The organism is Streptomyces sp. NBC_01716 (genome assembly GCF_036248275.1).
In the GTDB taxonomy this organism is placed as follows: Bacteria; Actinomycetota; Actinomycetes; order Streptomycetales; family Streptomycetaceae; genus Streptomyces.
This window is the reverse complement of the sequence record NZ_CP109181.1, coordinates 5,173,691-5,187,964: the sequence shown is the minus strand read 5'-3', so window position 1 is coordinate 5,187,964 and position 14,274 is coordinate 5,173,691. Positions and strand designations below refer to the sequence as shown.

General features: G+C 73.4%; 11 protein-coding genes. 1 reads left to right on the top strand and 10 read right to left on the bottom strand.

Annotated elements, in window-relative coordinates:
• Positions 1-54: 54 nt before the first annotated feature.
• Both OIE74_RS22870 and OIE74_RS22865 read right to left on the bottom strand, forming a co-directional pair.
• Positions 55-1,350, bottom strand: coding sequence for an FAD-dependent oxidoreductase (locus tag OIE74_RS22870; RefSeq protein WP_329386576.1), 1,296 nt, complete (start codon positions 1,348-1,350; stop codon positions 55-57).
• 37 nt (positions 1,351-1,387) lie between these two features.
• The gene (locus OIE74_RS22865) at positions 1,388-2,761 is read right to left on the bottom strand and encodes a carboxylate--amine ligase (protein ID WP_443076197.1); all 1,374 of its coding nucleotides are present in this window, start codon (positions 2,759-2,761) and stop codon (positions 1,388-1,390) included.
• 147 nt (positions 2,762-2,908) lie between these two features.
• Between OIE74_RS22865 and OIE74_RS22860 the strand changes: the two genes are divergently transcribed.
• The gene (locus tag OIE74_RS22860; RefSeq protein WP_329386573.1) at positions 2,909-4,099 is read left to right on the top strand and encodes a glycoside hydrolase family 26 protein; all 1,191 of its coding nucleotides are present in this window, start codon (positions 2,909-2,911) and stop codon (positions 4,097-4,099) included.
• Between the two features lie 79 nt (positions 4,100-4,178).
• Here OIE74_RS22860 and OIE74_RS22855 read toward each other — a convergent pair whose 3' ends face one another.
• The 8 genes from OIE74_RS22855 to OIE74_RS22820 form a co-directional block, all read right to left on the bottom strand.
• Positions 4,179-5,411, bottom strand: coding sequence for a GNAT family N-acetyltransferase (locus tag OIE74_RS22855; protein WP_329386571.1), 1,233 nt, complete (start codon positions 5,409-5,411; stop codon positions 4,179-4,181).
• Positions 5,411-6,082, bottom strand: coding sequence for a lipopolysaccharide biosynthesis protein (locus OIE74_RS22850; protein WP_329386570.1), 672 nt, complete (start codon positions 6,080-6,082; stop codon positions 5,411-5,413). Before OIE74_RS22850 ends, OIE74_RS22855 begins: the two co-directional genes overlap by 1 nt.
• Before the next feature lie 7 nt (positions 6,083-6,089).
• Complete coding sequence (locus OIE74_RS22845; protein ID WP_329386568.1) at positions 6,090-7,277, bottom strand: glycosyltransferase; 1,188 nt, start codon at positions 7,275-7,277, stop codon at positions 6,090-6,092.
• Entirely contained in the window at positions 7,274-8,065 is a 792-nt protein-coding gene (locus tag OIE74_RS22840; protein WP_329386566.1) for a polysaccharide deacetylase family protein, read from the bottom strand. Before OIE74_RS22840 ends, OIE74_RS22845 begins: the two co-directional genes overlap by 4 nt.
• Positions 8,055-9,884 (bottom strand): lipid II flippase MurJ, encoded by a 1,830-nt coding sequence (locus OIE74_RS22835; protein WP_329386564.1) that lies wholly within the window; start codon positions 9,882-9,884, stop codon positions 8,055-8,057. Before OIE74_RS22835 ends, OIE74_RS22840 begins: the two co-directional genes overlap by 11 nt.
• Positions 9,881-11,230: an O-antigen ligase family protein gene (locus tag OIE74_RS22830; RefSeq protein ID WP_329392394.1), complete on the bottom strand. Its 1,350-nt coding sequence runs from the start codon at positions 11,228-11,230 to the stop codon at positions 9,881-9,883. Before OIE74_RS22830 ends, OIE74_RS22835 begins: the two co-directional genes overlap by 4 nt.
• Before the next feature lie 97 nt (positions 11,231-11,327).
• Positions 11,328-12,998 carry a sugar transferase gene (locus OIE74_RS22825; RefSeq protein WP_329386562.1) on the bottom strand — a complete coding sequence of 557 codons (1,671 nt, stop codon included), beginning with the start codon at positions 12,996-12,998 and terminating at the stop codon, positions 11,328-11,330.
• Positions 12,995-14,188 carry a glycosyltransferase gene (locus OIE74_RS22820; RefSeq protein ID WP_329386560.1) on the bottom strand — a complete coding sequence of 398 codons (1,194 nt, stop codon included), beginning with the start codon at positions 14,186-14,188 and terminating at the stop codon, positions 12,995-12,997. Before OIE74_RS22820 ends, OIE74_RS22825 begins: the two co-directional genes overlap by 4 nt.
• Positions 14,189-14,274 lie beyond the last annotated feature (86 nt).

The following is a 14,274-nucleotide window of genomic DNA, read 5'->3' as shown; positions in this document are numbered from 1 at the left end:
TCTCCCCCCGCCGCCGGACACAGCGCCCACGCGGCGCGTCCGGCGGCGGTTCCGTCAGAACCTCTCCATCCAGTTCGGCTGCGCCGCACCGGCCGGAAGCGCCTCGTGCGGTTCTCCTGGCTGTACGTGCCGCGAGCCCGTTCCCAGCCGCCGTCGCACCCCGCGTACGACCCGCCCCGCCGTGTACGTCGCGCCGAACACGAAGCGCATCGACGGGCCGAACGACGGCGCGCTCAGCAGACCGGCCACGAACAGACCGGGGTGCGACGTCTCGAAGGAGGCGTCCGTCTCGGGGGCGCCGCTCGCGCCCACGGTGCGCAGCCTGCGGCGCAGCCGCTCGTCGAGCAGTCCGGTCCTGTCCAGGCCGGGGGTGAAGCCCGTGGCGGCGATGACATGGTCGGTCGTGACCGCGTCGGACCCGCGGCCGGAGAGCAGGTCGAGCCGGATCCGGCCCTTGGCGGGAGCGGCGGCGACCACGTTCTCGCCCAGCCGGAGGTCCACGGCCCGCTCGAAGCGCTCACGCAGCCACCAGGCGCCGGCGGGTCCGAGCGCCGAGGTGAAGACACGCGTCCGGGTCGACGCGGGCAGCCGGTGGAAGAGCCCGGGGGTACGGGCGTAGAGCCAGTTCTTCCAGCCGCAGCCCAGGCCCGTGTGCGGGGTGCGGGCGGCCTCGCCCATGGGGCGTTCGAGGGGCGGCGGGAGGGTGTTCCAGTTCAGCCGCTCGGACCGGGCGACCACGCGTACGGCCGTGCCCTGTTCGGCGAGGAGCGTCGCGGTCTCCAGCGCGGCCTGGCCCGCCCCGACGACCGTCACGTCCATGCCCTTGAAGCGCGTGAGGTCCGCGTGGTCGACGCTGTGCGACAGCCGCTCGGGCGGGAGGGCGCGCAGCGGTCCTGGGATGTCGGCGAAGGGGCGGACGCCGACGGCGAGCACCACCGTGCGGGCCAGGACCGTTTCGCCGTCGGTGCCGGTCGCGGGGTCGTCGACGGTGACCTCGAAGCCGCCCCCGGCGCGGGGGCGTACGGCGGTGACGGTCCGTTCCTCCACCGGCGGCGCGGCCTTGGCGGCGAACCACAGGCCGTACGAGGCGAAGAGGCCGACCGGCAGCGGGACCCCGTGCCGGGTCTGCACCCCCTGGGTCGCCGCGTAGGCCGCGAGCCCGTACTCGCCCTTGGGGTCGGAGAGGTTCGACGCCCACGGCTCCGACTTCAGGAACATCCCGGGCGGCATCCCGTCCCGCCAGGCCGCCATCGGCCGCCCGAACACCCGGGGCTGGAGACCGGCCGCCGCCGCGTGCGACGCGATGGACAGCCCGTAGGGGCCGGCACCCACAACTACCAAGTCCTGCATAGGAGTTCGCCGCTCTCTTTCTCTCGTGGGATCGGGGTCAGCGCGGGACGGGCGGGGTGGTGCTGTCGGCGGCGGGCTCCGGGGCGCGCCGGCGCTGGCGTACGCCGGACAGGAGCGACCGCGGCGCCCGCGCGTCCCCCGGCAGCCCGGCGGACGGCCGGGCCCGGAGGCGGAGCCGGCGTACGCTGCCGCGCGCCGCGTGCAGGAGCCAGGCAGCGGTCATGGCGTACGCGGGACGCGGGTCGTCCCGCGCGAACCACGCCGCCTCCGTGCCGGCCGGCCGGATCCGCCGGGTCTTCGCGTGTCCCCGCTTCCGGCGCCCGGCCGAGGACAGGGCGGACAGCACCGCGTAGTGCTCGACCACGAAGGTCCGCCCGTGCGCCGGGACCAGAGGGGGAACGGGGCGCCCGGTGAGGTCCAGATGCAGCGCCCGTACGACGTCCGTGCCCGCCGGGTCGGTGAAGAGCCGGAACTGGGCGCCGGGCCTGGGGTTGAAGTCGAGCAGGTGGTACGCGCCGGTGGCGGCGTCGAGCCGGAAGTCGAGGTCGACGATGCCCCGGTAGCCGAGCGCGGCGATCACCTCGCCCGCCAGCCGTTCCACGGTGGGGTTGGGCAGCCACCGGCCGACCGCCGTCAGCCCGGCGGCCACCGGCCACGACCGTTCCTTGCGTCCGGTCGCGCCCAGGAGCGTGCCGTCGCCGCCGCTGTAGCCGTGGAAGAACCAGTCCAGATCGCGCCCGCGCGGCAGCATCTCCTGGAGCAGCAGCCGGCTCCCCGCCTCCGCGCCGCGCCCGAACAGTTCCCTGGCCTCGCGCGGTGAGCGCACCACGACGGTGCTGCGCAGCCCGGAGCCCTGGGGCAGCAGCCATGGACGGCTCCACTTCGCGACCACCGGCAGCCCCAGCGTCCAGGCCGCCCGCGCGGCCTCCGCGCTGTCACCGGGGACGGCCGTACGGGGATGCGGCAGCCCGAGGGTGGCGCAGATCTCGGCCAGCTCCGCCTTGTCGGCGACCCGCTCGGGCAGGCCTGACGGCTGCTCGGGCAGGAGATAGCGCCCGGTCAGGCGGGGCCTCAGCCGGGCGACGGAGATGGCGCTCAGATCGTCGAGGGGGACGAGGACGGCGGGGGTGCCGAGCCGCTCGGAGATCCGCAGCAGCAGTCCGTGCAGTTCCTCCCTCTCGTCGGCCGCCGTGGCCCGCGGCCCGTCGTCCGAGACCCGGTTGTCAGGACGCGGATGGCCGGTGTGCAGATACCGGGATCTGGCGACGGGGCTGCGCGCCGACTCGATCACGGCGTGGACCGTGATTCCCGCCCGGCCGAGTGATCTGACGGCGCCGAGGGTCCCGTGGTGGAAGGGATTCCGGTCGAGCCGCACGAGCACGGCGGGGACGCTGGTGTCAAAGCTCGCCACGGTGGTGTCCTTCATTTTCGATGACCCATGCGGGGGGTGAAATCCACGGACGGTCTAGTAAAAGGGCGGACCGGGTTCCCGATCGGCTTGCCAGAAATAGTTTTGGAGCTGTGCGATACGGAACGCCTCCCCTCATGAGGAGCACACATGTCCTATCGATTTCGACGGCTGATCAGCACCTGGCTTGGTGTCATCATGACCGGCCTCCTTTGCTCGGGTTCCGCGCTGCCGATGGCGAGTCACGCCGCCGGCCCCGACGCCCGCGGCATTCCCGCACCACCGGAAGTGAAATCGCCTGCGATGGGGGCATACCTCGATTTCGGTCCCGAGGGCGTCCGCCGTATCGCCGCAATGCAGAAATGGCTCGGGGGTACGGAACTGCGGGTCGGGCACTCGTATCTCCCCGGTGACGTCTGGTCCAACATCGAGGGCAGCCCGAGCTTCCTGAAGGACTGGGCCGACTGGAAGAAGGCCCGCGCCGACCGCATGTTCGTGCTCAATGTCCCGATGCTCGAACGGACCGAGGGCCGGGTCGGTGACACGGATGTCCGCAAGGAACTGCGCCGGGGCGCCCTGGGCGAGTACGACCGGCACTTCCGGATCCTGGCCGAGCGGCTGGTCTCCCTCGGCGTGCCGGACACGGTCGTCGTGCTCGGCTGGGAGATGAACGGCACCACGTACACCCATCGTTGCGCCCCCGACCCGCGGGCCTGGAAGGCGTACTGGAAGCGGATCGTCGGCGCCATGCGCGCGGTGCCCGGCCAGGAATTCCGTTTCGATTTCGCTCCGAACCGCGGAAGGGACGCCATTCCCTGGACCGATTGCTATCCGGGCGACGACGTCGTGGACATCGTGGGGATGGACTCCTACGACCAGCCGCCGGGGCGGACGTTCGAGGAGCAGGTCAATGAGCCGTACGGGCTCCATCACCATGTGAACTTCGCCGCTCGGCATGGAAAGGTTATCTCCTATCCGGAGTGGGGCCTCTTCCGCAACGGCGACAATCCCGAATACATGCGGGGCATGCTCAAGTGGATCAAGGATCACCGGCCGCTGTACAACACGGTCACGGATTACTGCCCGCACGGCGTATATCAGTGCCGTGAGAATCCGCGGTCCTCGAAGGTGTTCCGTTCGATGCTGTACGGGCAGAAGCCCGGGGCGGAAGCCAGTGTCCCGCCGGTCACGCCCGCCGAGCCCGGGCCGGATCCCAGCGCCCCGGCGAAGCCCGAGACGCCGGCGAACTGCAGGACGCTGACGCTCAGTTCGTGGATCGAGACCGTCCTCGGCAAGAAGATCTGCCTCCGCTTCAGCGGGTGGGAACGCTGGCTGACCTGAGCTGAGGTCTGTCACCCCGGCGGCGGCACGGTCATCCCTTGCCGCCGCCTCGGTGTGTGCGCCTCACCGGGCCCTGTCTTCAAGATCCCGTCCGGCCCGCCCTGCGGGCGGACGATGCTCCTTTGAAGACGGGGCCCAGCCTCGCCTTCATCGCCGGCAGCCGCTCGTTGACCAGGACGGCGGCCCGGCCGCGCGCGGCGGCGTGGGCGGCGACCATGCGCAGCGAGGGGGCCGCCAGGCGGCGCGCCATCAGCAGCCGCTGGTTGCAGACGGTCTCCGGGCGCCAGTGGTGCTTGTACGGCTCGTTGCCGCGCAGCATGCTCAGCGTGGAGCGGCCGTCGGCGCTGATCCGCCGGGCGCTGTCGCGCAGCAGCATCGTGGCGACGTCGACCTTCCGCTCGCGCAGCATCGGGTCGGCGCCGTACAGATAACCGCCCGCGAGCCGCGGTGACATCAAGGTGAGGTCGGCGGCGACCACCTCGCCCCCGAGCAGGAACTCGGTGATCCGCGCGTCGCCGCACTCGACCATGGCCCGCACCGAGCGGGTCAGATGCTGGGCGAAACGGGCGCTGAGGTGTTCCTGGGTGACGCCGCGTCCCTCCCACTGGAGCCGGTGGAGATGGAGGAGCCGTTCGACGGCGGTCGGGATCTCGTCGCCCGGCACCTCGCGTTCCTCGATGCCCGCCGAGTCGATCTTGCGGATCTTGGCCCTGACGCGCTGGGCGCGGGAGGACTGGAGACGGCCGAGCAGTTCGTCCATGGGGACGGCGGGCAGTTCGAGGCATTGCGAGTCGGGCAGCGTGTCGCGCGGGCCGTCCCAGCACTCGTAGACGCGTTCGACGGCGGCGCCGGGCCGTACCTCCCGGAGGTCGATCACGGCGGTGCGCGCGGCGTTGGCGAGGGCCTTCGCGAGGGCGGGGGCCGCGCTGTCGGCGCAGTCGTCGTCGAGCAGGAAGTCGGAGAAGTCGGAGATGGAGCCGCCGAGCTGGACCAGTACGGGGAACGGCCGGTGGACCAGCATCAGCGGCGCGGCGCCGACGAGCGCGCCGTCCCGGCGCAGGAGGACGACGCGGAGCCGGCCGCGGGTGCCGTACGACAGCCACCAGGAGTGCAGCCACGCGTGGCTCTGGAAGGGGGTGGCAGCGCCGGAGCGGCGGTGGAGCGCGGTCCACTCGGCCGCGAGGGCGCCGAACCGGTCGGGGTCCCGGCAGACCTCGGAGGTCAGTGCCGTGAAGGTGCCTCTGCCGACAGTCCTGGCCGGGGCTGCCGCGCCCGCCCGCCGGCCCCGCTTGGTGGTCGATTCCGGCGCCATCACACACTCTCCGTCTGGGGCACGGGCGCGGCCGACGGACCGGGTACCGGCGCGTGCACCTCGCCGGGCCGCCGCTTCGGGCGCACCAGTACGAGGAGTCCGCCGAGAAGGCCTCCCGCGGCGGCGCCGACGAGCGCCGCCAGCGGCACCGACGGCGACACGGGGCTGGTGGGCTTGACCGCACGGGCGAACTGGACCACCCGGACGTTCGTACTGCCCTGCATCTGCGTGCCGTTGAGCACCAGCGAGCGCGCGACGCCGTCGGCCATGCTGACGGCCGCCTGCCGGCCGCTGGAGGTGGCGGTCACCGAGATCATCGGGGCGTCGGGCGAGGTGACCGTGGTGACGTTCTCCTTGAGGACCTTCCGGGACACCCCGGCCCACACCTGGGCGTCGCCGGTGACGGCGACCTGCGAGGCGACCCGCCCGTAGGCCTGCGCGAAGCCGAGCGCGGCGGCGGGGTCGGTCTTGTCGGTCGGTACGACGAGTACGTAACTGGTGGCGGAGTACTGCGGCGTACGGAGCGTGCCGTACGCGCCGCCCGCGAACGCCCCGATCAGGACGCAGACCGGCACGATCCACCAGACGAACAGGGCTTTGGTCCTCGCCAGGACCCGGCCGGGCCAGGAGCCCTCGCGGCGCTTGCCGCTCTCTTTCTCGGTCTTCGTCATCGGGCACTCACTCCTCGGGGGTGGCCGGGCGGCGGACGGGGCGCGCGGGCGAGCCGCCGTTCCCCCGCAGGGCGTGGTCGTAGACGGACATCAGCTGTTCGGCGCTGCGGGAGATGTCGTAGTGGCGGGCCGCGGGCGGTACCGGCAGCCGGCGGGGGCCGTCGCCGGAGGTGAACCGCCTCTGGAATTCGGCCAGTTCGGTGACGAGATCGGAGACCGTCCCGCTGATCTGGCGCGCGCCCGGTGCCGCGTCGGGGGGCAGATCCGTCAGGGCGGGGCAGGTGACGTGCAGGACGGGCAGCCCGGCTGCCAGGCCCTCGACCATCGCGAGCCCGAAGGCCTCGTCCTCGGACGTGGACACGAAGAGGTCCATGGCAGCGAGAAGTGACGGCAGGTCAGGTCCCTCGTCGGCGGCCGGATTCGGTGGCGGGTCCTCGCACGCGCCGGGCATCAGGACCCGGTCAGAGGCGCCCAACTCCGTTGCCAGGGCACGCAGTCGGTCGCGCTCGGGGCCCTCGCCGACGAGCAGGAGGCGGGCGCCGGGCAGGGCGGCGACGGCCCGGACGAGCGTGTCGAAGCGCTTGCCCGGACTGAGCCTGCCGAGTCCGCCGACGACGAACGCGTCGGCGGGCAGGCCGAGTTCGGCACGGGCCTTGTGCCGAGCCGTCTCGTCGTAGCCAAAGCGCGGCACGTCGATGCCGTTGGGCACGACATGGATACGGTCCCGGCGTACGCCCCAGCGGCGCAGCCGGTGCGCGACGGTGGTCGAGACGGCGACCGTCGCCGAGCCGAGGCGTTCGGTGCCGAGGTAGAGGGCGCGGGCGCCGGCCGTCAGGGGGCGGCCCTCGATCTGGGTGGCGCCCAGGGAGTGCTCGGTGGCGACGACGGTCCGTACGCCCGCGAGGCGCGCGGCGAGGCGTCCGTACACGCAGGCGCGGTAGAGGTGGGTGTGGACCAGGTCGTACCGGCCGTCCCTGATCAGCCCCGTCAGGCGGGGCAGTGCGCCGAGGTCACGGTTGCCTCTTATGTCGAGGTTGGTGACGGGGCAGCCGTCGGCGGTGATCCCGCGTGCGACGGCGCCCGGGTTGGTGAGCGTGACGACGGCGCTGTCGGTGGGCAACTGGCGTAGCAGCAGGCGCAGTTGCTGTTCCGCGCCGCCGATGCCGAGACCGGTGATGACATGCAGCACCTTCATGCGCCGCCGCCCTCGCCCGTGGTCGCGGCCTCGGCGGGCAGCGAGGCGGGGCCGTACGGGACGTAGGGGACCGGCTCACGCCGCCGGCCGTGCAGGGCGCGCTTCAGGAAGAGCCGGAAGGCGGTGTCCTCCTGGCCGATGTGCACCCGCGGCAGGGCGAACAGGCCGGTGAGCGGGCCGGGGCTGATACCGACCGCGTACCGGTAACCGGCCTCCCGTACGGCGGTCATGGCGCGTTCGTCGACCGTGCCGTACGGATAGCAGAACCCGGTCACTTCCGCGCCCGTGAGCGCGGACAGCGCCTCGCGGCTGCCGCGTGTCTCCTCGGTCAGCAGCGCGTCGTCGGCGGCGGTGAGATCGGTGTGGCGCAGCCCGTGCGAGCCGATCTCCATGCCGGCCGCCGCCGCCTCGCGGATGCCGTCGGCCGTGAGGAGGGGCTTGCGCGGACCGAGGCTGTCCCATTCGTTGCTGCCGCCGAGCCGGCCGGGGAGCACGTAGACGGTGGCGGTGAACTCGTACCGGTGCAGCAGCGGCACGGCGTTCGTCAGGAAGTCGGCGTAACCGTCGTCGAAGGTCAGCCCGACGAGTCCGGAGTCGCGGCCCCGCGCGCGGGCGACCAGCAGGCGCTCCATACTCACGCCGGTGAGCCCGCGGCGGCGCAGCCAGCGCAGCTGCCGGTCGAGCCGGTCGGGCGAGACGGTCACCTGGTAGGGGTCGTCGGCCGAGTCGGTGATCGAGTGGTACATGGCTGCCCACAGGGGGCCTGCGGAGACCGTGTCAGCGGACATCGATGAGCTTTCGTGTGGCGGAGCGGACGAGGGAGTCGATCTCGGGCACCTGGAGGGCGCGTGCGATCACGAGGAACACCGCGGCGACCACCAGACCGGCGAGGGCCGCCGCCGGTACGGGGGCGGGGACGAGGGCGCCGCAGAGCCATCCGGAGCCGGTGGCGGCAGCGGCGGCGGCGCTGAGTTTGACGAGCCCTCCGGTCATGTGGCGGACCCGCACCGGAACGCTGTGCCGGGCGACACCATGGAGCAGGAGGGCGGCGGTGGCGGTGATGCCCAGCGCGTTGCCCGCCGCGATCCCGAGGACGCCCCAGGTGCCGACCAGCAGGGCGCCGCCCGCGGTGGTGAGGGCGAGGCCGGCGAGCATGGCGAGCGCCGGGAACCACAGGGGGCGCGCGGCGGAGAAGTAACAGCGGACGAGGGCCCCGACGAGGGTGTGGCCGAGCAGCCCCAGTGCGTAGACACGCATCACGGTGGCGGTGGCCGCCGTGTCCGCCCGGTCGAAAGCACCGCGCTGGAAGAGGATTTCGATGATCTGCGGTGCGCACGCGACGACGGTCGCGGCGCCCACGAGCACGATGACACCGGCGAGCGCGAGGTCGCGTTCGACGCGCCGCCTGGCCCGGTCGGTATCCCCGGCCGCCATGGCGCGCGCGACGACGGGGAAGGTGACCGTACAGAGCATCAGGGACAGCACCATCGGCATCTGCGCGACCTTCTGCGCGTAGTTGAGATGCGAGATGGCGCCGGCGGGCAGGGGCGCGGCCAGGAAGCGTTCGATGAGGACCTGGGACTGGCGCGTGAGGGCGAAGACGATGACGGGGGCGAGCAGTCCGATGACGACGAGCGGCCGGCCGGTGCCGGGCTGTTCGCCGGGCGGCTCGGGGGCCGGCTCGTGCGCGGGCCCGGCGGCGCGGCGTTCGCGCAGCCGGCGCCAGACGACCGGCGCCTGGACGAGGACCATCAGGACGCCCCCGAGGGCGACTCCGACGGCCGCGGCGCGCACCCCGAGCCGGTCGCTGAGGACCAGCATCGTGGCGATGATGCCGACGTTGTACGCGACGTAGATCATCGCGGGCGGTACGAAGCTGCCGTGCGCCCGCAGGACGGCGCTGCAGTACCCGGCGACGCCGAAGCTGAACGCGCAGGTGGCCGTCAACCGGGTGCAGTCGACGGCCAGTCGGGTGTCGGGGAGGCCGGGGGCCAGGACGGCGACCACCCAGGGCGCGGCCAGGATCAGCAGGACGGCGCCCGCGCTGAGCGCGAGCAGCAGGACCGGCAGGGTCGTGCGCAGCAGGGCGTGCACGGGGTCACGATCGCGGTCGGGATCGAGGTCGAGGTCGGGAGCGAGGTCGGGCGGTGGGCCCGGCAGGAGCGGCTGACGCGCGGCCCTGCGCGTGAGCGCGAGGCTGAAGGCGGGCACCAGGATGAGCGCCATCGCGTCCTCGATGAGCAGCGTCGACGCGACTTCCGGGACGGTCCAGGCGACGAGGAACGCGTCGGTGTCGGGGCCCGCCCCGTAGAGGTGGGCGATGGTCTGGTCGCGTACGAGACCGAGCAGGGCTCCGGCGGCGGTGAGGACGGCGGTCACCAGCGCCGCGCGGGCGAGGAAACGGCCGGAGAGATGGGCACCCCCGCCGCCCGGATCGGCGGCGTCCGCGCCGTTGTCCGCGTCGGTCCGCTTGGACAGTGAGATCGAGGGGGGCGGCGGCCTGCGGCTGGGAACGGCGGGCTGCTGGGCGGTCGGAGCGGATTCGGCGGGCGCGCCCGCCCCGGCGGGCTCCGTCCGGGGCTGCGTCGCGTCGGTCAGATCGCTCACGCCGCACCGGATTCCTGGACGGCTCCGCCGTCCTCGCGGTGGTTCGCCCGGCGGTTGAGCGCCCACCACGCGGCCAGGCCGAGCACGACGGCCGTCAGCACCGTCGACGGCCCGCCGATGTCCGCGTAACCGAAGTCCACCAGCTGCCAGATGAGGAGCCCCGCGGCGACCAGCGCGCAGTCGAAGCCCGTGTGTCCGCGCCGCGCGCCGGGCAGCCGCCGCAGCACGAGGACGAGCAGCGCGGCCCAGCTCCCGGCCAGCGCCAGCAGACCGACGATCCCCTGCTCGCTCAGGACCAGCAGATACATGTTGTGCGGCGAGAGCAGCGGCTGACGCTCGAACGCCTTGCCCGCGCCCGCCGTGTCGCTGCCCGACGAGAGCGCGACCGAGGAGTGGCTGTCGCGGTAGGCGGGGAAGCCCTTCAGCCCGACGCCGGTGACCGGATCGGTGCGCCACATCCCGGCCGCCGCCGCCCACATCGTGTACCGGTCGGTGACCGACCTGTCGGGCGCCTCGGTGACCTCGGTGATGCTGCCGAGCCGTTCGGAGACCATCTGCGAGCCGATGCCGAGTCCGCCGACGAGTACGACACCGAGCGCAGCCACCACGAGGGCGACCCGGGCCGCGCGGCGCAGCCCGGAGAGCGCGAGCTGCAGCGTGACGGTCACGGCGGTCGCGATCCACGCGCCCCGGCTGAAGGAGAGCACGAGCGGCAGGAAGAGCAGTGCGGCGCAGGTGAGCGCGGCGGCCCGCTGCCGGCGCGGCACGTCACGCCCGCCGCCCTGGCCGGGTTCGGCTCCCGCGCCAAGGGCCAGGCCGACGGCGGCGACCAGGCCGTACGACACGACCGTGGCCATGCCCATGACGTCGGTGGGTCCGAACGTGCCGACCGCGCGGACGTCCTCGCCCATGTACGAGGCGCCGGTGCCGGTCAGGTACTGGACGACGCCGACGACCCCCTGCACCAGCGCGAGGACCACCATCGACCAGGCGATGAGCCGGAAGTCCCGGCGGTCCCTGATCAGCAGCAGCAGCGCGCCGGGGACCAGCACGAAGATCTGGAGGTAGCGCGCCACGCCCGGCAGGCTGGACACGGGGTCGTACGACGTGATCGCGGCGACGCACACGCCGAACACGGGAAGTCCCAGTACCAGCGCGGCCGTTCGGGTCAGCGGCCGGGCGCGCTCGCGCAGCACCCGTACGAGACAGAAGAGGACCAGCAGCGCGGAAGCGGCGTCGGCCACCGTCCCGGAGCCGGCCGCGCCGTCCCCGGCTGGACCGGCCACCGGCACGGCGACGAGCGCGACCACCACGAGGACGGGCAGCACCGGAGCGGCCCGGCGCAGCGCCCCGCGCCAGTCGCGTTCGGCGAAGTCTGCGTGGGGAAGAGGATCGGATTCGGTACGGGGGGCGAGGAGCAGCGTGCCTCGGGCGTCGGCCACGTCAGCTCCCCGCCGGGCGTACGAGGGAGAGGGCGGTTCGGATGATGATGCACACGTCCTGCCACAACGACCAGTGGTCGATGTAGTGGTTGTCGAATCGGGAGCGGTCCTCGATGGAGGTGTCCCCGCGCAGCCCGTGGACCTGCGCGAGACCGGTGATACCGACGGGCATCCGGTGGCGTGCCGCGTAGCCCGGATGGGTCTTGCTGAAGTTGGCGACGAAGAAGGGGCGTTCGGGGCGGGGGCCGACGAGGCTCATGTCGCCCCGCAGGACGTTCCAGATCTGCGGCAGTTCGTCCATCGACGTACGGCGCAGGAGATGGCCCACCGGGCTCATCCGCCGGTCGTTGGCGACGGACCAGCGGGTGGCCGCCTCGTGGTCGTCGGCCGGGCGCAGGGTGCGGAACTTCAGCAGGGTGAAGGGGCGGCCGTGCTGTCCGATGCGTTCCTGGCGGAACAGCACCCCGGGGCCGTCGAGGAACCGTACGGCGAGCGCGCACGCCAGCAGCACCGGTGAGATCGCGAGCAGGATGGGGGCCGCGACGGCGATGTCGAGCAGGCGCTTGGCGAGGGTGCCGCGGCGCGCGGTGGGTGCGGGGACGCGGCGGCAGGTGAAGCCCCAGAGGTGCTGCGACATGGCGCCGCCGACCCCGGCTCCGCCGATTCCGCCGATGAACCAGGTGGCGCAGCCGTACTCGTGGAAGAGCGCGACGAGCCCGGTCCGGTCGGCCTCGGCGCCGGGGATCGTGCCGCCCCTGGTGTCGTCGAGGAAGACCGCGTGCCGGACACCGTTCTGGATGACGGCGCGGTGGATCTCCTCGATGGTGCTCAGCACGGGGAGCACGGGAACGAGGATGTCGGCGTCGGTGTCGGCCTCGGCGGGGTACTCCTCGGACGGGCACTCCTCGCCTTGCGGGTCAGTGGTCCGGTCGCCGGTCCGGTCGCCGTGGGCGGGGGCGACGATGCCGACGGGCACCAGGCCGTAGACGGGGTGCCGGGCGAGCAGCCCGGCGAGCCGCCGTGGCGCCGGGCCCGCGCCCACGACCAGTGCGGAGGTGAGCCGGCTGCGCGCCGTGTGCCGCTGGTAGCCGTGGACGAGGGCCCGGCCGAAGCAGGCGACGACTAACTGGGTGGTGCTGCCGGCCATGAGAGCGGTGAGGCTCAGCGTGTGCCCGGGAAAGAGAGCGGCCAGCAGTGCGGCGGCGGTGCACCACGCGATGAGGATGCGCGCGCCCAGTGCGGGGAGTTCGTCCAGTGCGGTGCGCGGTCCCGACCGGCGGTAGAGCCCGGCGTACGTGTTGAGGACGGCGACGCACGCCATGAGCGGCACGATCAGCGCCAGGTGATGCTGTGCGGAGTCGAGTACGGCAGTGCCCAGCAGGGCCCCCGTCCAGTCGGCGGCGATGAGCGGCAGCGCGAAGCGCAGGGGCGCGGCCGTACGGCGGCGGGGCGGGAGCGCGACACGGTCGGCCCCGTCCTGCTGCGGTCCCATCGGGACGAACCCGAGCGGCCGCAGGCCGGTGGCGGTGAAGGTCACTCCGCCGGGCCCTGTGAGCGTGCCGGGGCCGGGGCTGCCGGGTTCCTTGCTCAGCGGTCCGGCGCCCGCCGCCGCCGGGTGGCCTGTCGATCCGCGCCCGGAGGGAGCGGGGACGCTGGTGCTTTCCGTGGTCACTGGGAGATCGCCTCCCTGCGCTCGGAACGCGGCACCGCGACCACGTCGCGGTACACGTCCGCGATGGCCCTGGTGGTCTGCCGTACGTCGTAGGTGCTGCGTACGTGCTCGTGGCCCTGGCGGCCGAAGTCCTCCCGCAGCGCCCGGTCGCGCAGCAGCGCGGTGATCGCCTTCGCGGTGGCGGAGTGGTCCTCGGGCGGGGTCAGACAGTGCGCCCGCTGGGCGGGCGGCAGGCTCTCGCGGGCCCCGTCCACGTCGCTGAGCAGTACGGCCCGACCGCTGGCCATGGCTTCGAGCGGCGCGACCGCCATGCCCTCCCAGCGGGAGGGCAGTACGACGAGGTCGGCGGCGCGGTACCAGGGCGCGGTGTCCCGTACGGCCCCGGCGAAGAGCACCGACGGCGGGGCGCCCGCGCGCAGCCGCTCGGCGTCGGGGCCGTCGCCGACGAGCACGAGGCGGGCCTCCGGCACCGTGTCGAGTACCAGTGGCCAGGCCCGCAGCAGGATGTCCTGGCCCTTCTGGCGGCAGATCCGGCCGACGCACGCGACGAGGGGTGTGTCCGGGGGGAGTTCGGCCAGCCGGGGAAGCGCGGCGCGGGCGGCGGCCGTGGATGCGAGGGGGCCGGTGGTGCCGGCCGGGCGGAAGCGGTCGGCGTCGACGCCGTTGTGGACGACGGACCAGGGCGCCCGTACCCCGGCGCGCTCGCCCCTGCCCCGTTCGGCCTCGCTCACGCAGACGACGCGCGCGGTCCAGCGGGCGGCCAGCCGCTCCCAGCCCCGGGCGAGGGCCGCGGTCGTACCGCTGACGGCCTCGAACGACCAGGCGTGCGGCTGGAACACGGTCGGGACACGTCCCCGTACGGCCAGGCGCCCTGCGAAGCCCGCCTTCGCGCTGTGCGCGTGCACCACGTCGGGCCGGATCCGCCCGACCAGTTCGGCGACCCGGCGGATCTCGGCGGGCAGTCCGAAGCCGGGGTCGCGGGTGGCGTCCCAGATCTCGGTCTCGGCGCCCAGCGCGGCGGCGTCGGGCCCGAGTTGCCCCCGTTCGGGGCAGGCGACGACGACCCGCATTCCGGCGGTGACCTGTGCCTGGACGAGATCCGCGACGACGCGGGCCACTCCTCCGTCGACCGGTTGGACGAGATGGAGCACCGTAAAGCCGGGACCGGGTCTGCGCGTTGGTGGGCGCACGCGTAACTCACTCCGCTCGTGGTCTCAGGTGTCATGAGGTCGGACAATCCGGTAAGCCAGAAAGCGCCGCTGAAACGCGGACGCGC

What these genes read in the sequence shown, in the direction of transcription:
- OIE74_RS22870 (WP_329386576.1), bottom strand. Translation starts at nt 1,350, where the DNA reads ATGCAGGACTTGGTAGTTGTGGGTGCCGGCCCCTACGGGCTGTCCATC.
- OIE74_RS22860 (WP_329386573.1), top strand. Translation starts at nt 2,909, where the DNA reads ATGTCCTATCGATTTCGACGGCTGATCAGCACCTGGCTTGGTGTCATC.
- OIE74_RS22855 (WP_329386571.1), bottom strand. Translation starts at nt 5,411, where the DNA reads ATGGCGCCGGAATCGACCACCAAGCGGGGCCGGCGGGCGGGCGCGGCA.
- OIE74_RS22850 (WP_329386570.1), bottom strand. Translation starts at nt 6,082, where the DNA reads ATGACGAAGACCGAGAAAGAGAGCGGCAAGCGCCGCGAGGGCTCCTGG.
- OIE74_RS22845 (WP_329386568.1), bottom strand. Translation starts at nt 7,277, where the DNA reads ATGAAGGTGCTGCATGTCATCACCGGTCTCGGCATCGGCGGCGCGGAA.
- OIE74_RS22840 (WP_329386566.1), bottom strand. Translation starts at nt 8,065, where the DNA reads ATGTCCGCTGACACGGTCTCCGCAGGCCCCCTGTGGGCAGCCATGTAC.